This is a genomic window from Cupriavidus sp. 01L43 (assembly GCF_056399925.1).
On sequence record NZ_JBFTSH010000016.1, the window covers coordinates 17,020 to 36,611 of the forward strand.

At 70.0% G+C, this 19,592-nt stretch carries 15 protein-coding genes; 3 read left to right on the forward strand and 12 right to left on the reverse strand.

Annotated elements, in window-relative coordinates; genetic code table 11:
• Nucleotides 1–6: 6 nt before the first annotated feature.
• From AC1DP9_RS22055 to AC1DP9_RS22080, 6 genes are all read right to left on the reverse strand, one after another.
• Nucleotides 7–612: a PqiC family protein gene (locus tag AC1DP9_RS22055; protein ID WP_477108499.1), complete on the reverse strand. Its 606-nt coding sequence runs from the start codon at nucleotides 610–612 to the stop codon at nucleotides 7–9.
• On the reverse strand, nucleotides 609–2,261 hold the full coding sequence (locus AC1DP9_RS22060) for a PqiB family protein (protein WP_092298205.1): 1,653 nt from the start codon (nucleotides 2,259–2,261) through the stop codon (nucleotides 609–611). The genes AC1DP9_RS22055 and AC1DP9_RS22060 overlap by 4 nt, the downstream gene beginning before the upstream one ends.
• Entirely contained in the window at nucleotides 2,248–2,928 is a 681-nt protein-coding gene (locus tag AC1DP9_RS22065) for a paraquat-inducible protein A (RefSeq protein WP_477108500.1), read from the reverse strand. Before AC1DP9_RS22065 ends, AC1DP9_RS22060 begins: the two co-directional genes overlap by 14 nt.
• Nucleotides 2,925–3,617, reverse strand: coding sequence for a paraquat-inducible protein A (locus AC1DP9_RS22070; RefSeq protein WP_092298211.1), 693 nt, complete (start codon nucleotides 3,615–3,617; stop codon nucleotides 2,925–2,927). The genes AC1DP9_RS22065 and AC1DP9_RS22070 overlap by 4 nt, the downstream gene beginning before the upstream one ends.
• The gene (locus AC1DP9_RS22075; RefSeq protein ID WP_092298214.1) at nucleotides 3,614–4,717 is read right to left on the reverse strand and encodes an AI-2E family transporter; all 1,104 of its coding nucleotides are present in this window, start codon (nucleotides 4,715–4,717) and stop codon (nucleotides 3,614–3,616) included. Before AC1DP9_RS22075 ends, AC1DP9_RS22070 begins: the two co-directional genes overlap by 4 nt.
• Before the next feature lie 156 nt (nucleotides 4,718–4,873).
• Entirely contained in the window at nucleotides 4,874–6,004 is a 1,131-nt protein-coding gene (locus AC1DP9_RS22080) for an HPP family protein (protein WP_477108501.1), read from the reverse strand.
• 109 nt (nucleotides 6,005–6,113) lie between these two features.
• Between AC1DP9_RS22080 and AC1DP9_RS22085 the strand changes: the two genes are divergently transcribed.
• The gene (locus AC1DP9_RS22085; protein WP_477108502.1) at nucleotides 6,114–7,928 is read left to right on the forward strand and encodes a chloride channel protein; all 1,815 of its coding nucleotides are present in this window, start codon (nucleotides 6,114–6,116) and stop codon (nucleotides 7,926–7,928) included.
• Here the strand turns inward: AC1DP9_RS22085 and AC1DP9_RS22090 are convergent.
• On the reverse strand, nucleotides 7,916–8,338 hold the full coding sequence (locus tag AC1DP9_RS22090) for an Lrp/AsnC family transcriptional regulator (protein WP_092298223.1): 423 nt from the start codon (nucleotides 8,336–8,338) through the stop codon (nucleotides 7,916–7,918). The genes AC1DP9_RS22085 and AC1DP9_RS22090 overlap by 13 nt on opposite strands.
• 143 nt (nucleotides 8,339–8,481) lie before the next feature.
• Here AC1DP9_RS22090 and AC1DP9_RS22095 point away from each other — a divergent pair, with 143 nt between their 5' ends.
• Nucleotides 8,482–9,360 carry a dimethylarginine dimethylaminohydrolase family protein gene (locus AC1DP9_RS22095; RefSeq protein ID WP_092298225.1) on the forward strand — a complete coding sequence of 293 codons (879 nt, stop codon included), beginning with the start codon at nucleotides 8,482–8,484 and terminating at the stop codon, nucleotides 9,358–9,360.
• Between the two features lie 13 nt (nucleotides 9,361–9,373).
• Entirely contained in the window at nucleotides 9,374–10,423 is a 1,050-nt protein-coding gene (locus AC1DP9_RS22100) for an ornithine cyclodeaminase (RefSeq protein ID WP_477108503.1), read from the forward strand.
• Between the two features lie 96 nt (nucleotides 10,424–10,519).
• Here the strand turns inward: AC1DP9_RS22100 and AC1DP9_RS22105 are convergent, their stop codons facing one another.
• The 5 genes from AC1DP9_RS22105 to AC1DP9_RS22125 form a co-directional block, all read right to left on the reverse strand.
• Nucleotides 10,520–11,119, reverse strand: coding sequence for a helix-turn-helix domain-containing protein (locus tag AC1DP9_RS22105; protein WP_092298228.1), 600 nt, complete (start codon nucleotides 11,117–11,119; stop codon nucleotides 10,520–10,522).
• Between the two features lie 466 nt (nucleotides 11,120–11,585).
• Nucleotides 11,586–12,905, reverse strand: coding sequence for a sigma-54-dependent transcriptional regulator (locus AC1DP9_RS22110; protein ID WP_477108540.1), 1,320 nt, complete (start codon nucleotides 12,903–12,905; stop codon nucleotides 11,586–11,588).
• 31 nt (nucleotides 12,906–12,936) lie between these two features.
• Nucleotides 12,937–14,859, reverse strand: coding sequence for a sensor histidine kinase (locus AC1DP9_RS22115; protein ID WP_477108504.1), 1,923 nt, complete (start codon nucleotides 14,857–14,859; stop codon nucleotides 12,937–12,939).
• A 207-nt stretch (nucleotides 14,860–15,066) separates the two neighbouring features.
• Nucleotides 15,067–16,377 carry a dicarboxylate/amino acid:cation symporter gene (locus AC1DP9_RS22120; protein ID WP_092298234.1) on the reverse strand — a complete coding sequence of 437 codons (1,311 nt, stop codon included), beginning with the start codon at nucleotides 16,375–16,377 and terminating at the stop codon, nucleotides 15,067–15,069.
• 422 nt (nucleotides 16,378–16,799) lie between these two features.
• Complete coding sequence (locus AC1DP9_RS22125) at nucleotides 16,800–19,541, reverse strand: diguanylate cyclase (RefSeq protein ID WP_477108505.1); 2,742 nt, start codon at nucleotides 19,539–19,541, stop codon at nucleotides 16,800–16,802.
• Nucleotides 19,542–19,592: the final 51 nt, after the last annotated feature.

A 19,592-nucleotide genomic window follows, 5' to 3' on the forward strand; every position in this document is an offset into this window, starting at 1 on the left:
TAAGGATCAGGGCCGCAGCGATTGCACGCCGGCGGCGATGTCGGCGGCGGTGGTCGCCACGATCTGGCGGTAGGCGGTGACCATGCCGTCCACCTGGCCCGGCGCGGGCAGCTCGGTCTGCGTGCGGCCGCTCAGCACCTTGCCGTCGGGCAGCTTGCGCACGGTCCAGGCGATGGTGGCGGCAGCGCGCTGGCCCAGATCGCCATCGAGCCGCACCACTTCCGTGGTCACGCGGTACACCGGCGTCACTTCGGACAGACCCTGCTGGTAGGTATCCACCGCGCCGAGCCGCGCCTGCAACTGCTGGGACAGCGCGTCGCGCAGTTCGTCCGGCAGCGGCGACGACCAGCGCGACAGGTCGAGCAGCTTCAGCCCGCCTTCGCTGCCGTCCGCCACCACCAGTTGGGGTCGGTTCAGCCGCTCGGGCACCCGTACCGGGGCCACCTCGATCCAGATCGGAGTCGTGGCCGCCGCAGGCGCCGTGGCTTCGCCGTTCGCCAGCGTGTAGTAGCGCGGCTCGGGCGAGGCGCAGCCTGCCAGCACCGCCAGCGCGGCGAGAGCCGCCAGCACGGCCGGCGCCATCCTCTTCTTCTCAGCAGATCGCTTCATCATGGTTTCTCCGCCTTGCCGCGCAGCAGCGCCTCGGGGTGGCGTTCCAGGTAGTCGGTCAGCGCGCGCAGGGACACAGCCGTGCGCGTCAGTTCCTGCAGCATTCGGCGCGTGTCCTGCTGCAACGGCGCGTCAGACGCCAGCGTGCCGTTGGCCGCCGTCAGCGTGCGGCGCGCGTCCTGCAGCGCGGCCAGCACCTGCGGGGCCACGTCGCCGTTGAGCTGGGCCACGAGCTTGTCGGCGGAGGCCATCATCGCGTTCATCGAGGCCATGGCCGTGCGCAGGTCCTGCCCGATCTGGTCGAACGGCACCTTGTCGATGCGGTTGACGATATCGCCCAGCTTGGCCTGCAGGGCGTCGAACGTGCCCGGCGTGGTCGGCAGTTCCGGCATCGCCGCATTGAGGTCGATGTCGGTCGGCGGCGGCGCCTTCGGGAAGAAGTCGAGCGCCACGTAGAGCTGGCCGGTCAGCAGGTTGCCGGTACGTAGCTGCGCGCGCATGCCCCGCTTGACCAGCCCCTGCACGATGGCGCGCTTGCGCTCCTCGTCGGCCACGTCGCGTTCACGGAAGCCCATGCGCGACGGATAGAACTCCACCACCACCGGCATGCGGAACGCCTTCTTGTCGCGCACGTACTCGATGCCGATGGAGCGCACCGTGCCCACCACCACGCCACGGAAGTCCACCGGTGCGCCCGGCGTCAGCCCGCGCACGGACTGGTCGAAGTTGAGCACGGCCAGCGCGGGCGCCAGTTCATCAGGCTCCTTCATGGCCTCCGACTGATCGCCGGCGAGCAGATATTGCGTGTTCTCGGCGGCGGCAGTGCGGGCCGAGGAGTTGTCGGGCGACTGGAACGCCACGCCGCCCAGCAGGACCGTCACCAGCGACTGCGTGGAGAGCTTGAGCCCGCCCGCATCGAGCTTCAGGTCCACGCCGCTGGCGTGCCAGAAGCGGGTATCGGCGGTGACGAGGGTGTCGTACGGCTTGTTCACGAACACCCGCAGCGTGATGTCGCGCCCGTTCGGCTCAAGCTGGTAGGCCACCACCTGGCCCACCTGCACGCGGCGGTAGTAGACCGGCGAGCCGATATCGAGCGAGCCCAGGTCCTGCGCGCGCAGCACGAACTGCCGGCCCGAGGCATCGGTGGTGACCACCGGCGGCACCTCCAGCCCGGTGAAGCTGCGCGTGCTGGACTGCGACTTGCCGGCATCCACGCCGATATAGGCGCCGGACAGCAGCGTCTCCAGCCCGGACACCCCGCTGACCGCAAAGCGCGGTCGCACCACCCAGAAGCGCGTGTCGCTGACGGCGAAGTTCTCGGCATCCTTGGTCAGCTCGATGATGGCCACCACGTGCGAGCGGTCCGGCGCCAGCCGCACGGACTTCACCAGCCCGATATCGACATCCTTGTAGCGCACGGCGGTCTTGCCCGGCGTCAGGCCCTCGGCGGTGCGGAAGGTCACCGTGATGTCGGGCCCGCGCGAGGCCAGCGTGTTGATCAGCAGCGAGATGCCCACCACGGCGGCGACGATCGGGATCAGCCAGACCAGCGAGGGCAGCCAGCGCGCGGGCTTGCGCCGGGCGGGCTGGGGCAGGCCGCCGGGGGGCGGCGGGGGCGGAAGGGGTGGAGCGGCGTTGTCAGTGTCGGGCATCGTTGGATTCCGGCAATTCGAGTGAGTCCCACAGCAGGCGCGGATCGAAGCTCAGCGACGCCATCATGGTCAGGACGACCACGGCGCCGAAGGCCATCGCGCCGCCGCCCGGGATGATCGTGGCGAGCGCGCCGGCGCGCACCAGCGAGGCGAGCAGCGCCACCACGAAGATATCGAGCATCGACCAGCGGCCGATGATTTCCACCAGCCAGTACAGCCTGGTCTGCTGGCGGATGCGCCACGACGTGCGCAGGTGCACCGAGACCAGCAGCAGCGTCAGGATCATCATCTTCAGCAGCGGCACGACGATGCTGGCGATCAGCACCACGCCGGCCAGCAGGTGCGAGCCGGACACCCAGAGGTAGATCACGCCCGAGAGGATCGTGTCGCGCTGGGTGCCGAGGATCGACTGCGTGACCATCACCGGCAGCAGGTTGGCGGGAATATAGAGAATATAGGCGGCCAGCAAGAACGCCCAGGTGCGCGCCAGGCTGGCCGGCTTGCGATGGTGCAGCGTGGCGCCGCAGCGTGGGCAGGGCTGGCCTTCCAGCGTACGCGGGCTGACCAGGTCGCAGGCGTGGCAGGACACCAGCCCGCGCGAGGTGGCCGTGGGCACCTGGGGCAGCGGTGCGTCGTCGTCGTTGTCGGGTAGCCTGAACGTCTTCATGGCGCTGGGCTCCGGTCACGGGGCGGCACCTCGTCCGCGCCGGGCGGCTCGAGGTAGTGCCACAGGTCGCGCGGATCGAACGACAGCATCGCCGCCAGCACGATCACCAGCGCGCCGAACGACCACAGCGCCACGCCGGGCAGCACCTGCGCCATGGTGGACAGCTTCACCAGCGTGACCAGCACGCCGATCATGAACACCTCGATCATGCCCCAGGGCCGGGTCTGGCGGATGCCGCGCACGATGCGGTCGAACCCGGGCGGCATCTGCCGGCGCGACATCGGCACCAGCAGGTAGCCCATCATCAGCATCTCGGAGAGCGGGAACAGGATGGTGGTGGCGAAGACCAGCAGCGCCACGGGCGCCATCTGGTCCGCGAACAGCGCCTGCACGGCGCCGATCAGCGTGGTCTGGGTGCGCACGCCCTTGAGGTCCATCTCGACGATGGGGAAGGCGTTGGAGATCAGGAACAGGATCAGCGCCGTCACCACCAGCGGCAGCAGGCGGCGGTAGGCGCGCGAGCTTTCGCGGTAGAGCGGGCCGCCGCAGCGCAGGCAGGCGGCGCGCTCGCCGGGGGCCAGCGCGGTGCGTTCGTAGAGCGCGTCGCAGTATTCGCAGGCCACCAGCCGGTGCAGATCCGGGGGCAGGTCCTGCGGGGTGTCGGGAGGAGCGTGCGGCGCCGGCGTCATGCGTCCGGAGTGAGAGTCTTGGGCGGCGTGGCCGTGACGGCGGTCATCGGCGGCCGTTCCTGCGTGCCGATGGTCCAGTCGCGCAGCAGCGCGTAGGCCACGGCCAGCACGGTCGGGCCGATGAACACGCCGAGGAAGCCGAAGGCCAGCGCTCCGCCCAGCACGCCCATCATGATCCAGATCAGCGGCAGGCCGGTGCCCTTGCTGATCAGCAACGGCTTGACCACGTTGTCCGCCATGCCGACCACGGCGCCGCCCCAGATCACCATGAAGATCGCCCAGCCGGTGTGGCCCGAGTGGTAGAGCCACAGCGCGGCCGGAATCCAGATCAGCGGCGGGCCCATCGGCACCACGGAGAGGAAGAAGGTGATGAAGCCGAGGATGGCGGCGCCGGGCACGCCGGCAATCCAGAAGCCGATGGCGGCCAGCACGGCCTGGATGAAGGCGGTGCCGAGCACGCCGTAGACCACGCCCTTGACCGTGCTGCCGGCCAGCGCCAGCAGGTGGTCGGCGCGCTCGCCCGCCACGCGGCGCATGCCGCCGCGCAGCCACTGCACGGCCAGTTCGCCGCCGGTATAGAAGAAGAACGCCAGGACGATGGAGAGCGCCAGCTGGCCCAGCCCGGCGCCAATCGACAGGCCCGCGCCCAGCAGCACATGGCCGACCGGCGCGATCAGCTTGCGCAGGTTGGCCACCATCTCGGAGTCGGCGGTGATGACCTCCTGCCACGCGTTGGCGAGCTGGTTGCCGACGAAGGGCAGGCTGCTGAGCCATTCGGGCAGTTGGGGAATGCCGTGCTGGGTATAGCGTTCGACCAGCGCCTGGAGATCGTCCAGATGGCCGGAGAGGCTGGCGCCGGCATAGACGAACGGGCCGAGCACGATGACCGTGGAAATCAGCACGCAAATCAGGGCGGCGATGCCGCGCCGGTTGCCGAGCCAGCGCGTGAGTACGGTATAGGGGTACCAGGAGGCGTACGCGAGGATCGCGCCCCACAGCAGCGCGGTGGCGAACGGGGCGAGTACCAGCAGCGAACCGCCGATCAACACGATCAGCGCGAAGACGGCGGCGAGCTTTTCAATCAATTGTCCGGAACTCATCGGGCAGATCTCCAGGGGCGGCCGTGTGACGGAAACGCCGTAAGCATAGCGGAAATCGATGACAGCGCCGCCGGGGGCGCTGGCCTGGATGAGTGTAATGGGAGGCGGGATGTGGGGCGGAGACTTCGTGGAGAGGGCCGGCGCCTCAAGCCGCCATCACGGCTCCGTCACGCCCCGGCGCAGCAGGGCCGCCACGAGGTCCGTCTGCGTGACCATGCCGACCACGCAGCGGTTGTCGTCGATCACCGGCACATGGTGCAGCCCGCCGTCGGAGAAGGCGCGGCCCAGCTCCACGATGGGCTGGTCGGGGCGCGCGGTGACCACCGCGCGGGTCATCAGGTCGCGCACGGTGCCGTTCACGCGGCGCGAGTGCATGCGCTGGGCGCGGAAAAAGTCGGTCTGGGTGAGGATGCCGAGCAGGCGGCGCCGGCCGTCCACCACGGGCAGCGCCTTGATGTGATGGCGCGCCAGCAGCGCGGMGGCGTCCGCGGCGGCCTGGCCGGGGCGCACGGCCACCACGTCCCGCGACATGATGTCCCCGCACGCCACATCGCCAAAGCGGCGCCGATAGGCGCGCAGCTCGGCCTCCACGATGATGGCCTCGAGATCGTCTTCCTCGATGTCCAGGAACTCGCCGCGCGCGGCCAGCACGGCGTCCAGGTCGGCGCGCGTCACGCCCACGCGCTGGCTTGGCGGCACGTCGCGGGTGTGATGCTGCGTGGCGGCCTCGGGCGGCCGATGCGGATAGCGCCGCCGGGCGAAGTTGTTGAAGGCGAGGGCGGCCAGCAGCAGCAGCATCGAATTGATGGCCACCGGCATCACCACGAAGCCGAAGCCCAGCGCCTGCACAGCCGGGCCGCCCAGCACCGCCGTGACGGCGACGGCACCGCTGGGCGGGTGCACGCAGCGGAGCTGGAACATCAGGGCGATGGCGCCCGCCACGGCCACGCCGGCCGCCAGCCCAGGGTCCGGAATCCAGCGCGCGCAGGCCACGCCCACGGTGGCGGCGACCAGATTGCCGCCGATGATCGACCACGGCTGGGCCAGCGGGCTGGACGGCACGGCGAACAGCAGCACGGCCGACGCGCCCATCGGCGCGATGAACCACGGGTTGAAGCCCTGCAGGAAGCGGCGGCAGATCCACTCGGTCAGGAACAGGCCGATCAGCGCGCCAAGGCAGCTTTTCAGGCGCTCGCCAAGGCTCGCGGCGATCGGCATCGGCACGAAAGTGCGCAGCCAGGCACGTGCCTTGGCAACGGGTTGGGAAGTGTCGAATGCGGCGGGCATCGATATCGGGGAGCAGGGGCGCTCAGAATGCGGGGGTCCGCAAATATATCATCGCATGATATATTGCGCCGGCCTCCGGACTGCGCCCCCCTGCCCCCGCCCCCCCCTTATGCCTCCCTCATCACATTCCGACCCCGTCCCGTTCGAGAAACGCGACTACGCCGCCAACGGCCGCCTGCCCATGCTGGCCGGCATCGCGCTGGCCATCGGCGCGATCAGCACCGGCGCCGCCTTCGTGCTGGTCAATCTGATCCGCTTCTTCACCAACCTGTTCTTCTTCCAGACGATCTCCTTCGCCGACCGCTCGCCGGCCAGCCACGCGCTGGGCCCCTGGGTAATCGTCGTGCCGGCCATCGGCGGGCTGATCGTCGGCCTGATGGCACGCTACGGCAGCGACAAGATCCGCGGCCACGGCATCCCCGAGGCCATCGAGGCGGTGCTGTTCGGCAAGAGCCGCATGTCGCCGAAGGTGGCCGTGCTCAAGCCGCTGTCGTCCGGCATCGTGATTGGCAGCGGCGGGCCGTTCGGGGCCGAGGGGCCGATCATCATGACCGGCGGCTCCATCGCCTCGCTGCTGGCCCAGTACCTGCACCTGACCGCCGCCGAGCGCAAGACGCTGCTGGTGGCGGGCGCCTGCGCCGGCATGACGGCGATCTTCGGCACGCCGGTGGCCGCCGTGCTGCTGGCCATCGAGCTGCTGCTGTTCGAGCTGCGCCCGCGCAGCCTGCTGCCGGTGGCGCTGGCCTGCGCCGTGGCGGGCTTCCTGCGGCCGTTCGTGTTCGAGGCCGGCCCGCTGTTCCCGCTCCAGACCGCGCCGGCCAGCACACTGGCGCTGGGTTCGTGCGTGCTGGCCGGGCTGCTGTGTGGCGTGCTCGGCGCGGGGCTGACGCTGGCGCTCTATCGCACCGAAGACGCGTTCGGCAAGCTGCGCCTGCACTGGATGTGGTGGCCGGCCATCGGCGGGCTGGTGGTGGGCATTGGCGGCTATTTCGAGCCGCGCGCGCTGGGCGTGGGCTACGACGTGATCGGCGACCTGCTCAACAACCGCCTCGCGCTGGAGGTGGCCGTGGCGCTGCTGGCCGTCAAGGCCGTGATCTGGATTGCCGCGCTGGGCTCGGGTACCTCGGGCGGCGTGCTGGCGCCGCTGCTGATGCTCGGCGCCGGGCTGGGCGTGGTGCTGGCGCCGGTGTTGCCGGGCGGCTCCCCGGCGCTCTGGGCGCTGGTCTGCATGGCCGGCGTGCTCGGCAGCGTGCTGGGCGCGCCGCTGACTGCCATCGTGTTCGCCTTCGGCCTCACGCACGACAGCGAGGCGCTGCTGCCGCTGCTGCTGACCACGGCGGTGGCCTACGGTTTCTCGGTGCTGACCATGAAGCGGTCGATCATGACCGAGAAGATCGCCCGGCGCGGGCTCCATATCTATCGGGAGTACGGCGTGGACCCGCTCGAACGCGCCCACGTGGACGAACTGATGACGCGCGACGTAGTGACCATCGACGCCGAACTACCCGTGGCCGACGCCCTGCCACGCTACTTCGGTGACCACGCCGCCCATCGCGCCTATCCGGTGGTGCGCACGGGCCGGCTGGTCGGCATGCTCCATCGCACGGCCATCGTCGCGGCCCATGCCGGGGACGCGAGCGGCCATGAGGGGCTGCGTTGCGGGGATCTGGTGGCGGGGCAGGGCGATGCCGCGCCCGCCGCGCTGCTGCCCGCGCTGACTGGCCGCGCCGCCGCCGGCCGCATGGCCGAACTGAGCGTGGCGCGCCTGCCGGTGGTGGAGAGCGTGGCGACGATGCGCATCGTCGGCATCGTCTCGCTACGCGACCTGCTGGCCCCGAGCGGCCATGTGATGCACGAGGAAACCCGCCGCGAGCGGCTGCGCGGGGCAGTGCGCGCGGTGCGCGGGGTCGGTCAGAGCTTGTAGCTGGTCAGCAGGATGCTGGTTTCGGTGGCCGAGATCCCCTCGATCAGCCGGATCCGGTCCAGCGTGCGGTCGAACTGCTCCAGCGTGTCCGCGCGCAGTTCGGCGATGATGTCCCAGCGGCCGTTGGTCGTATGCAGGGTCTGCACATTGGGCTCCCCGCGCAGGGCCTGCAGCACCTGCCGGGCGCGATTGCCCTCCACGGCCACCGTCATCCAGGCGCGGATGCGGTGTGGCTCGGCCTCGGCCTTGAGTCGCACCGTGTAGCCGACGATCAGCCCTTCCTTCTCCAGTTTGTCGATCCGGTTCTGCACCGTCGCGCGCGAGACGCGCAGCGCCTTGGCCAGCGCCGTCACGGGCGTGCGGGCGTTGTCGCGCAACAGGCTCAACAGTTGTCGGTCGGTGGCGTCCATCGGGGGCTCCTCTGGCGATTTGTCGCCCTATGCTGGCGAATTGTCGAATCGTGCGCGCATTTTGTCCATCTTGCTGGCTATTTGTTGGCGCGGGCGGGCACCACAATGCACGCACGGCAGCCACAACAGACAAAGGAGCCCAGGTGACCGACCGCCCGACCATCCTCCTCATCGCCCCCACGTTCTATGACGTGTCCTACAGCATCAACCCGTGGATGGACCCGGCAGCCTGGGCGCGCGACCCGCGCGGCATGCATCGCCAGGCCCGGGCGTCGTTCGACGCGCTCCACGCCGCGCTGACCGCCGCCGGGTTTGCCGTCGAGGTGGCCGAAGGGGCGCCGGGCCAGCCCGACATGGTGTTCCCGGCCAACGCGGCGGTCGTGCTCGACGGCAAGGCCGTGCTGGCGCGCTTCCGCTACCCGCAGCGCCGGGGCGAAGAAGCGCCGTTCGCGGCAATCTTCGACGCGCTGCGCGCGCGCGGTCTGCTCGACAGCGTGATCACGCTGCCCGAGGGCTGCTATCAGGAAGGGGCGGGCGACTGCATCTGGGACGCGCAGCGCGGCCATTTCTGGGCCGGCTTCGGTCCGCGCTCCTCGCGCGAGGCCGCCGATGCCGTCGGCGCGCAGTTTGGACAGGAGGTGGTGGCGCTGGAACTGGCCACCGAGCAGAGCTATCACCTCGACGTCTGTTTCTGCCCGCTGGCCGGCGGCGAGGTGCTCTATTACCCGCCCGCGTTCTCGGCGGCGGCGCTGCGCACCCTGCACGCGCGCGTGCCGGCGGCACTGCGCATCGAGGCCACCGAGGACGACCTGCGCCACTTCAGCGTCAACGCCGTCAATCTGGACGACCACGTGGTGATGACCCGCACCACGCCGCATCTGCGCGGCGAACTGGGCCGGCGCGGCTACCGGCTGCACGAGGTAGACCTGTCGCCGTACATGCTCTCCGGCGGCGGGGCTTACTGCATGACGCTGCGCCTGGATCGCACCAGCACGCCCGCGCGCCGCGCCGTGGCCGCATGACCAGGAGACCGCCATGACGGCCAAAATGACAACCTTCCTGGATGCCGCCGACGCCGCCACGCTGGTGCGCCGCATCGGCGTCGCCCGGGCCATCGGCGAGGTCGCCGAGCACGTCCGCCAAGACTTCCTGCGGTGGCCCGCCTTCGAGAAATCGGCGCGGCTGGCCAGCCATTCGCCGGTGGGCGTGATCGAACTGATGCCGGTCAGCGACGGCGCCCAGTTCGCCTTCAAGTACGTCAACGGGCATCCCGGCAACGCGCAGCAGGCGCTGCCGACGGTGATGGCCTGCGGCATGCTGGCCGATGTGCGCACGGGCTTCCCGCTGCTGCTGGCCGACCTGACGCTGGCCACGGCGCTGCGCACGGCCGCCACCTCGGCGCTGGCGGCGCGCGCCATGGCCCGGCCCGGTGCCCGCACGATGGCGCTGGTCGGCAACGGCGCGCAGGCCGAATTCCAGTCGCTGGCCTTCCACGCGATGCTCGGCGTGCGCGAGATCCGCGCCTACGACATCGACCCGGCGGCCACCGCGCGGCTGGTGCACAACCTTGCCGGCGTGGCGGGCTTGTCGATCGTGCCGGTGGGGTCGATCTCGGCCGCGCTGGCGGGGGCCGACATCGTGGCCACGGTGACGGCCGACAAGACCCACGCCACCATCCTCACGCCAGACATGATCCGTCCCGGCATGCACCTGAACGCCGTGGGCGGCGACTGCCCGGGCAAGACCGAGCTGCACGCGGACATCCTGCACGCCGCGCGGATCGTGGTGGAGTACGCCCCGCAGTCCCGCATCGAGGGCGAGATCCAGCAATGGCCCGAGGCGCCGGTGCATGAGTTGTGGGAAGTGCTGTCAGGCGCCGCGCCGGGCCGGGTGTCGGTGGACGATGTGACGATCTTCGATTCGGTCGGATTCGCGCTGGAGGACTACGCGGTGCTGCGCTGGCTCCATGCTGCGGCGCGCGCGCATGGGGTGGGAAGGCCGATCGCGCTCGTGGCGCTGCCGCCGGACCCGCGCGACCTGTACGGCTGGATGATGGCGTCCTGCCAGGAAGCCGTGGCGGCCTGAGGGGAAGGGGAGCGGGAGTGTACGGGGCTCTTACTTAATACCGGACGCGTGGTCTTGCTCCCCTCTCCCGGAAGGAGGAGGGGAGCCAGCCTGCGCTCAGGCGCCCACGCGCCCCATCATCAGCTGCGCGCGCAGGAAGCCCTTGATCTCTTCCAGCGACGGCGTCTTCAGGAACACCATGATGCCCCATTGCTGGAGCGCATCGGCCACGCCGTCATAGGCCTGGCGGTTGGTGATCACGGCGAAGATCACGCGTTGCCGCGCGAAGAAGTTCTGGAGCTTCTCGATGGTCGCCGACTCGGCGTCGTTCAGCTCCTCCACGTAGTAGAGCACCACGCGCGGCCGGGCGTCGACCGAGGTGATGACCGTGTCGACCACGTCCTCGAGCACCTGGCTCTTGAGCGGCAGCGACCACTTGCCCAGCTGGGCGCTGATGCGCTGCGCTTCCTGGTGGTTCGGGTGAAACACCACAAGGTCGAGGTCGTGCTCGGCGGCCATGTCGGGCGTGGCGCGGCTCGCCAGCAGGCGATGGACGGTTTCCTTGTGAATGCGCCGATGGCCGCCGTTGGTCTTCCACGCGCCCAATTCGCCGCGTTCGACCATTTTCTGGACGGTGCCCAACGAGACGTTGAGAAGTTTTGCCGCGGTCCGCGTGCTGTAGTAGGGCTTTTCAGCCAGTTCCGGATCCAGTTTCATCCAATCACCCGTAGTGTCGATCGGCAGCACGGCGCCTGTTGCTCGCCGCGTGGCACCCTCGGACGCGCCACGCCGTTTTGATCCGGGCTGCCGGATTTACTGACCCTGACATTTGCGACCCGCTCCCCGGCCGGTCTTTGTTGCTTTTACGCGTGCGTGGGCTCAGGTGCCCGCGCGCGCGGTTGGAACCTGGCAGTCTGTGCCGCCTGTCGGTAGGGTTCCGCCATGCCAATAGTATGGCTTCATCGCGCTGTGCCGCCACAGGGAAACCCGTGGTTGGCGTCACACTTTTGTTGTTTAACGTACATCGGGCAGCTTCGGTGGACGGCACCAACGCTGTCGGTTCGCATTCTCGCCGGCATTTTTGCCCGCGTGCCAGTCCCAGCGCACCTCTCAAGGGACAGGTGCCAGGCGCGGCAGTTCCCCCGCTCGTACATTCGATACATTGCCGTCGACGGCGTGACGGTCAGTTCAGCCCGTACTTCCTCACCTTGTCGAACAGGGTGGTCTTGGCCACGCCCAGCGCCTCGCCGGCGCGGCTCAGGTTGCCGTCGTGACGGCGCAGCGCATCGGCGATCAGCGCGCGCTCGAACTGCTCCACGGCCTGGGAGAGCGGCAGCGCGTGCGGCGCGGCGCCACCCTGGGCGGGGTCGCAGCCCAGGCCGAGCACGTGGCGTTCCGCCAGGTTGCGCAGCTCGCGCACATTGCCGGGCCAGGGGTAGGCCACCAGCCGGGCCAGCTCGGCCGCCGTGGCCGGCACGGCCTCGCGCTCGAAGCGCAGCGCGGCCTGGGCGACGAAATGCTCGAATAGCTGCGGCACGTCCTCGCGCCGCTCGCGCAGCGGCGGCAGGGCCAGCGTCACCACGTTCAGCCGGTAGTACAGGTCGGCGCGGAACTGGCCGGCATCCGCCAGCGCGCGCAGGTCCGCCTTGGTCGCCGCCACCACGCGTGCGTTCACCGGCACCGGCAGGTTGGAGCCCAGCCGCTCCACCACGCGCTCCTGCAGCACGCGCAGCAGCTTGATCTGCATCGGCATCGGCATGCTCTCGATCTCGTCGAGGAATAGCGTGCCGCCGTCGGCATGCTCGATCTTGCCGATGCGGCGCCGCGCGGCGCCCGTGAACGAGCCGGCCTCGTGGCCGAAGATCTCCGATTCGAACAGCTGTTCGGGCAGGCCGCCGCAGTTGATCGGCACGAAATGGCGCGCCCGCCGGCCGCTGGCTTCGTGCAGGCAGCGCGCCACCAGCTCCTTGCCGGTGCCGGTCTCGCCGTGGATCAGCACGTTGGCGGCGGTGTCGGCCAGGTCGGCAATCATCTGGCGCAGCCGGCCGATGGCCGGGGAGTCGCCGATCAGCCGGGCGGACAGCGTCTCGCGCCCGGCCAGCCGCGCGCGCAGCTCGGCCACTTCCAGCGCCAGCCGGCGCTTGTCGAGCGCGCGGCGGCACGTGGCCACCAGCCGCTCGGGCGAGAACGGCTTCTCGAGGAAGTCGTACGCGCCTTGTTTCATCGCCTGCACGGCCAGCGACACGTCGCCGTGACCGGTGATCATGATGACCGGCAGCGCGGCGTCGCGCGTCATCAGCTCGCGCAGGAGCGCCATGCCGTCGGCGCCGGGCAGGTGGATGTCGCTGACGACGATGCCGGCGTAGCCGGCCTGCACCTCGCGCAGCGCGGCCTCGGCGCTGGGCACGCCGCGCGTGGCCATGCCTTCGAGCCGCAGTGCCTGCTCGCAGCCGAGCCGCACGTCCGGGTCGTCCTCGACGATCATCACCGTCATCGTCGTCATGCCAGCCGTCATGGCGTCCGGCTGCTGCACCTCAGCCGACATGCCGCGCCTCCGGCCCGGCCTCGGGCAGGGCGAGCGTAAAGCAGGCGCCGCCCTCGGGATGGTTGATCGCGGTCAGCGTGCCGCCGTTCTCGTTCAGGATGCCGGCGGACAGCGTCAGGCCGAGCCCCAGCCCTTCGCCAGCCGGCTTGGTCGTGAAGAATGGCTCGAACAGCCGCGCGAAGGCCGCCTCGGACAGCCCCGGGCCGCTGTCGCGCACGGTCAGGTGCACCAGCCCGCCGCTCTGGTAGGCGTGCAGCGAGAGCCGGGGCGCGGTGCGGCCGGCCATCGCGGCCATCGCATCGAGTGCATTGCCGACGAGGTTGACGAGCACCTGCTCGAGCCGGTTCGGGTCGCAGGCCACCATCAGATGGGGGTCGATGTCGCGCTCGATGGCCGGCGCCACCGCCGCGATGCGCGTCTCCAGCAGGAACAGCGCGTTGTCCACCGCCTCGGCCAGCCGGGCCGTGCCGCGCTGGCCCACCGACGGGTTGCGCGCGAAGGACTTCAGCGCGCCCGTGATGCGCCCCATGCGGTCCACCAGCCCGATGATCTTGCCGAGGTTTTCCTGCGCCGTGGCGTGGTCGCCGCGTTCGAGGAACTTGCCGGTGTTGCCCGAGAGCGTGCGCAGCGCCGCGAGCGGCTGGTTCAGTTCATGGGCGATGCCGGCCGACATCTGGCCCACCGCCGCGAGCTTGCCGGCCTGCATCAACCCGTCCTGCGCCTGGCGCAGGAAGGTCTCGGTGCGGGTGCGTTCGGCCACTTCGGCATGCAGTTGCTGGTTCGCGGCGAAGAGGTCGGCGGTGCGTTCGGCCACCTTGCGTTCGAGTTCGCTGTTGGCCGCCTCCAGCGCCGTGCGCGCCGCCAGCCGCTCGCTGACGATGCGCCGCCGCACGTTCCAGGCCGCCCCGAGCAGCAGCACGAACGCCGCCAGCACGCCGGCCAGCGCCGCGCTGTTGAGCGCGGCCACGCGGGCCTGCGAGGTATTGGTCAGCAGGGTCAGGTTCCAGTCGGTGCCGGGCAGGGCCAGGTGCTGGGCCAGCATCGGCGGGCCCTGGCGCAGCCGTACCAGGGCGTCGCCGCCCTCGCTGGGGCCGAGGCCGAGTTCGCGCACCGTGGTCAGCGCCAGCGGGGGCAGCGGGGCGCGGTTGTACTGGAGCGAGCGGTCCAGCTTCTCGCGCTGGGCCGGCGCCAGCGGCCGCGTGGCGGCCAGCTTCCAGGACGGGTCCGAAGCGAGGATCACCACGCCGTTCTCGTCGCTCAGCAGCATCTGGCTGTCGTTGCCCTGCCAGCGGTTCTCGAGCGGCTCCAGGCCGATCTTGACCACCGCCACGCCCACCGGCTTGTCACGGTCGCCCAGCGGGGCGGAGAGGTAGTAGCCAGATTCGCTGCGCGTGGTGCCCACGCCGTAGAAGCGGCCGAGCTGGCCTTCGATGGCGCTGCGGAAGTAGGGGCGGAAGCTCAGGTCTTCGCCGAGATAGCTGTCGGGACGCTGGAAATTGCTGGTCGCGAGGACCTTGCCGCGCGCGTCGAGGATATAGACCACGCGGGTGCCGGCCCGGCCGTTCAGCGCGGCGAGGTAGGCGTTGGCGGCGGCCACGCGCTCGGGGTTGCCCGGCTGGCGCAGCAGCCCCTCGATGCGGGCATCGAGCGAGAGCAGGCTTGGCACGTAGTCGAAACGGGCCAGTTCGCTCTCCAGCGCCTGGGCGTACAGGCGCATCTGCACCTGGCCACGTTCGGCCTGGCGGTTCAGCGCGGTGTCATAGGTAAAGCGATAGCCGAGCCAGCCCGCGGCCGTCACCAGCGCGGCCAGGGCCAGCAGGGCGACGATCGGCGCGGCGCGGCGCCAGGGCGAGGTGCCGCCGCCCCCGCCAGGAGCGAGGCCGGTATCGGCGGAGGACAGGGGGCCGGTCATGAGGAATTCTGTGAGGCGGATGCACAGCCGTCGGGTGACGCCGACGCCGCATGCTGCTGGCGCGGTGCGGGCCGGATCCGCGGCGAGGCCCACGTTTTACCACACCCCATGCAAGTGCCGGCCAAATCGGACGGGTCAGACGTCCCGGTAAACGCAAAAAGGCCCGGCCGCCTGATCGGCAACCGGGCCCTGGCACGCCTGGCCGGCTTACTTGCTGGCCAGCGCCTGAGCGGGTGTCAGGCCGGTGTTGCTGTCCGCCGAGGTGTCGTCCTCGTCGGAGAGATCCGGCGCGCCGATCGCGCCTTCGCTTTTGGCGACGACGGTCGTGGCAATGGCATTGCCCAGCACATTGGTGACGGTACGGCCCATGTCCAGGATGTGATCGATCCCCAACACGAGCAGGATGCCGGCCTCCGGCAGGCCGAACATCGGCAGCACGGCGGCCACCACCACCAGCGAGGCGCGCGGCACGCCCGCGATGCCCTTGCTGGTCACCAGCAGCACCAGCAGCATGGTGATCTGCTGCGTGAGCGAGAGCTGGATGCCGTACACCTGCGCCACGAACAGCGCGGCGAACGAGGTGTACATGATGGAGCCGTCCAGGTTGAACGAGTAGCCGAGCGGCAGCACGAAGCCGGTGATGCGCGGCTTCACGCCGAAGCGCGTGAGCTGCTCGATCACCTTCGGGTAGGCCGATTCGCTGCTGGCCGTGGCGAAGCCGATCATCAGCGGCGCACGGAGCTGGCGGATCAGGCGGAAGATGTCACGGCCCAGGAAGTAGTAGCCGCCGGCGATCAGCGCCACCCAGAGCAGGGCCAGCGACAGGTAGAGGCTGCCCAGCAGCTTGGCGTAGACGGTCAACACGCCCAGGCCCTGCGCCGTGATCACGGCAGCCACCGCGCCGAACACGCCAGCCGGCGCGAACGCCATCACGTAATTGGTCACCTTCAGCATCACGTGGCCGAGGCCGTCCACGCCCTGCAGCACCGGCTTGCCGATGCCGTCCTTGAGCGTGCCGAGCGCGAAGCCGAAGAACAGCGAGAACACCACGATCTGGAGGATCTCGTTGGTGGCCATGGCCTCCACGAAGCTCTTGGGGAACATGTGCGCGATGAACTCGCGCAGGTTCAGCGCCCCGGTCTTCAGGTTCGAGGCGGCGTCCGCGGCTGGCAGCGGCAGGTTCATGCCGTGGCCCGGCGCCAGCAGGTTGGCCATCACCAGACCCAGCAGCAGCGAGGTGATCGATGCGCCCAGGAACCAGGCCATCGCCTTCAGGCCGATGCGGCCGACGGCCTTGCCGTCGCCCATGCCGGCGATGCCGGCGACCAGCGTGGCGAACACCAGCGGGCCGATGATCATCTTGATCATCCGCATGAAGATGTCGGTGAGGATGGCGAAGTGGTCCGCGATCGATTTCGCGGTGGCGGCGTCGGGCGCCAGGTGGTGGGCAGCGGTGCCGGCCAGAACGCCGAGCAGCATCGCGATGAAGATCAGTGTGGGCAGTCGCTTCATTGTCATCGTCAGTACATCCTCCTTGGGGTCGGGCACGTAGGCGTCGCGCCCTGACAGCGGCGCCTAGGTGTGCACGAGGCGTGCCAGCGCGGCGGCGCTTTGGGAAGGGTGTAAGTCGATGATTGGAAAGGGATTTTGCGCGTGGCGGCGGCGCGGCGTTCGGGGATCCGGACGGATGGGCGGCAGGCCGTTCGGAAAACCGAACGGCCATGTGATGTTTTGCTCCCCTCGCCCGCTTGCGGGAGAGGGGTTGGGGGAGAGGGCCGGCGCTGGCCGAAGCCTGCGCGCTGGAGCACACCGAGGGCCCCGCTGTGTGTGGTCGCTTGCTAGACCACCCCTCTCCCCGGCCCTCTCCCGCTGAGGGGAGAGGGAGAAACGGTGGTGTCGATGTGCGCCTGGGCGTGGTTTGCGGTGTCGCCGTTAACAGGTCAGGCCGCGTCCGCCTCGTGCTCCCACGCCTCGAGCAACTGCTCCACCGGCACCGGCCGGCCGATCACATAGCCCTGGGCGTAGTCCACGCCGATCGCGCGCAGCGTGCCCAGCGTTTCCTCGTCCTCCACGGACTCGGCCACGGTCTGCACGCCCAGCCGGTGGCCGATGTCGTTGATCGAACTGACGATCTCGCGGTCCACCACGCTGCCGGTGAGGTTGCGGATGAAGCTGCCGTCGATCTTGAGGTAGTCCACCGGGAACTGCTTCAGATAGGAAAACGACGAAAGGCCGGCGCCGAAGTCGTCCAGCGCCACGGTGCAGCCGGTGCTGCGCATCTCGGCCACCAGCCGGCTGGCGGCGGTCATGTTGTTGATCAGCGCGGTCTCGGTGATCTCCAGCCGGATGCGGTTGGCGGGGAGCACGGAGTCGCGCAGGGCGTCGTGCAGGAAGGGCAGCAGGAAGGGCTCGCCCAGCGAGTTGGCCGACAGGTTGATCGACACCGACAGCCCCGGCACCGCCGCCAGCCGCCGCCCGTACTGGTGCAGCACGTTGCGGATCACCCAGCGGTCGATGTGACCCATCAGGTCGTAGCGTTCGGCGGCCGGGATGAACGCGCCGGGCATGATCAGCGCGCCTTGCTCATCGACCATGCGGACCAGGATCTCGACGTGCCGGCCCTGCTCGCCCTCACGCAGCGAGCGGATCTCCTGGGCGTAGAGGCGGAAGCGGTTGGCGTCGAGGGCCGAATGGATGCCGGCGGCCACCTCCAGCTCGCGGTGATGGCGCCGCGCGTCGCTTTCATCGCGCCGGTAGACCGAGACCCGGTTGCGACCGGCGGCCTTGGCGGCGTAGCAGGCCACGTCGGCGCGGCTCATCAGCTCGCCTACCGGCGGGGTGTCCGCGTCGATGGCGGCGATGCCGATGCTCGCGCCCACGTCGTAGACGCGGCCTTCCCACGGGAAGCGGCGCTCGCGCACGGCGTCGATGACCTTCTGGCACACGTGCTCGGCCTGGTCCACCGAGCAGTCCTTGAGCAGCAGCGCGAATTCGTCGCCGCCCAGCCGGGCGAGCAGGTCGTCCGGGCGCACGTGGTGGCGGATCACGTAGCCCAGTTCGCGCAGCAGCACGTCGCCGGCGCCGTGGCCGGCGGTGTCGTTGACGATCTTGAAGCGGTCCAGGTCGATAAAGCACAGCGCGGCGCGGTGGCCATGCAGGCGGGCGGCCTCGCAGGACTCGCGCAGGCGCTTTTCGAACCAGGCGCGGTTGGGCAGGCCGGTCAGGGCGTCGTGGGTGGCCGAGTGGGCCAGTTCGCGCTGCAGCGCCCGGGAGGTCGTGATGTCCTGGAACACCAGCACGGCGCCCAGCACGCCGCCGTCATTGGTCAGCACCGGCGCGGCGGAGTCCTGCACGTCGTGGCGCTCGCCGGTCAGGCTTTGCAGCACCGCGCCTTCCTGGAGGTAGGCCGGGCGCAGGGTTTGCAGGCACTGCTCCACCGGGCTGGGGATGGTCACCCCGGTGATTTCATCGACGATGCGGAAGACCTGCTCGAGCGGCTGGCCCATCGCGGCGTCCATGCTCCAGCCGGTGAGCTGCTCGGCGATCGGGTTCATGAAGGTCACGCGCATCACGCGGTCCGTGCAGATCACCGCGTCGCCGATCGAGCGCAAGGTGATGTGCAGCCGCTCCTTTTCCTCGAACAGCGCGCGGTTCAGGCGGCGCTGCTCGGTGATGTCCCAGTTCGTGCCGACCAGGGCGCGCGTCATGCCGCGGCGCGTGGGGGTGCCTGCGCTGGCGCCGCCGCCATCGTCGTCGTCCTCATCGTCGTGGTGCGAGACCATGGCCATGGCGCGCACGTGGCGCACCTCGCCGGTGGGGCAGACCACGCGGTATTCGGTGTCGAAGCGATGCACGCCGCGAATCGCCTGGCGCATCTCGGTGCTGACCCGGCTCACGTCCTCGGGGTGCAGCATGGCGATCCACTGCGCCAGCGTGGGCGCGCCCAGCTCCACCGAGGTGCCGTGCAGCGCGTGCATGCGGGCGTCCCAGGTGATGGTGGCGTTGGTGAAATCCCATTCCCAGATGCCCACGCCGCCGGCTTCCACGGCCAGTTCCATGCGGCGTGCCAGTTGTTCCATGCGCTCGTGGTCCGTCTTGCGGCTGTGGATATCCTCGATCTGGGAGATGTAATGGTCCGGCTGGCCGGTCTGCTGGTTGCGCACCATCGACACGGCCAGCAGCGCCCAGCGGTAGCGGCCGTCCTTGTGGCGGTAGCGCTTTTCCATGCGGTAGGCGTCGATCTCGCCGGCGGTCAGGCGTTCCAGCTGGCGCAGGTCGGCGTCCAGGTCGTCCGGGTGGGTCATCCGCTGGAACGGAATCTCCCGGAACTCCTCGGGCGTGTACCCGAGCAGCTCGCACATGGCCCGGTTCACCAGTTGCCAGCGCCCGTCCAGCCCGACCAGCGCCATGCCGATGGCCGAATGCTCCAGCGCCTGCCGGAAGCGCTGCTCGCTGCTGCGCAGGTTGGCGCGGCTCTTGCGATTCTGCGCGCTCATGAAGGCGATGCAGGCCGGGAAGATCGCCACCAGCGCGGCCGAGACCAGCAGTTCGTGGCCGGCCCAGATGGCCGCCACCCCGGCGAGCGTGCACAGTGCCAGCAGCGCGCCCTGCAGCCGCCGCCGCCAGGGGGCAGCCGCCGGGGGCGGGGGTTGGAGGGGGTTCGCGGCCGTCTCTGGCGTCATGTCTTGTGTTGTCGATGGCTGCCCCTGTGCATCAGGAGGCGGTCCGGGGTA

What these genes read in the sequence shown, in the direction of transcription:
- AC1DP9_RS22115 (WP_477108504.1), bottom strand. Translation starts at nt 14,859, where the DNA reads ATGACCGGCCCCCTGTCCTCCGCCGATACCGGCCTCGCTCCTGGCGGG.
- AC1DP9_RS22090 (WP_092298223.1), bottom strand. Translation starts at nt 8,338, where the DNA reads ATGGACGCCACCGACCGACAACTGTTGAGCCTGTTGCGCGACAACGCC.
- AC1DP9_RS22110 (WP_477108540.1), bottom strand. Translation starts at nt 12,905, where the DNA reads ATGACGACGATGACGGTGATGATCGTCGAGGACGACCCGGACGTGCGG.
- AC1DP9_RS22075 (WP_092298214.1), bottom strand. Translation starts at nt 4,717, where the DNA reads ATGAGTTCCGGACAATTGATTGAAAAGCTCGCCGCCGTCTTCGCGCTG.
- AC1DP9_RS22065 (WP_477108500.1), bottom strand. Translation starts at nt 2,928, where the DNA reads ATGAAGACGTTCAGGCTACCCGACAACGACGACGACGCACCGCTGCCC.
- AC1DP9_RS22060 (WP_092298205.1), bottom strand. Translation starts at nt 2,261, where the DNA reads ATGCCCGACACTGACAACGCCGCTCCACCCCTTCCGCCCCCGCCGCCC.
- AC1DP9_RS22120 (WP_092298234.1), bottom strand. Translation starts at nt 16,377, where the DNA reads ATGACAATGAAGCGACTGCCCACACTGATCTTCATCGCGATGCTGCTC.
- AC1DP9_RS22055 (WP_477108499.1), bottom strand. Translation starts at nt 612, where the DNA reads ATGATGAAGCGATCTGCTGAGAAGAAGAGGATGGCGCCGGCCGTGCTG.
- AC1DP9_RS22070 (WP_092298211.1), bottom strand. Translation starts at nt 3,617, where the DNA reads ATGACGCCGGCGCCGCACGCTCCTCCCGACACCCCGCAGGACCTGCCC.
- AC1DP9_RS22105 (WP_092298228.1), bottom strand. Translation starts at nt 11,119, where the DNA reads ATGAAACTGGATCCGGAACTGGCTGAAAAGCCCTACTACAGCACGCGG.
- AC1DP9_RS22085 (WP_477108502.1), top strand. Translation starts at nt 6,114, where the DNA reads ATGCCTCCCTCATCACATTCCGACCCCGTCCCGTTCGAGAAACGCGAC.
- AC1DP9_RS22100 (WP_477108503.1), top strand. Translation starts at nt 9,374, where the DNA reads ATGACGGCCAAAATGACAACCTTCCTGGATGCCGCCGACGCCGCCACG.
- AC1DP9_RS22125 (WP_477108505.1), bottom strand. Translation starts at nt 19,541, where the DNA reads ATGACGCCAGAGACGGCCGCGAACCCCCTCCAACCCCCGCCCCCGGCG.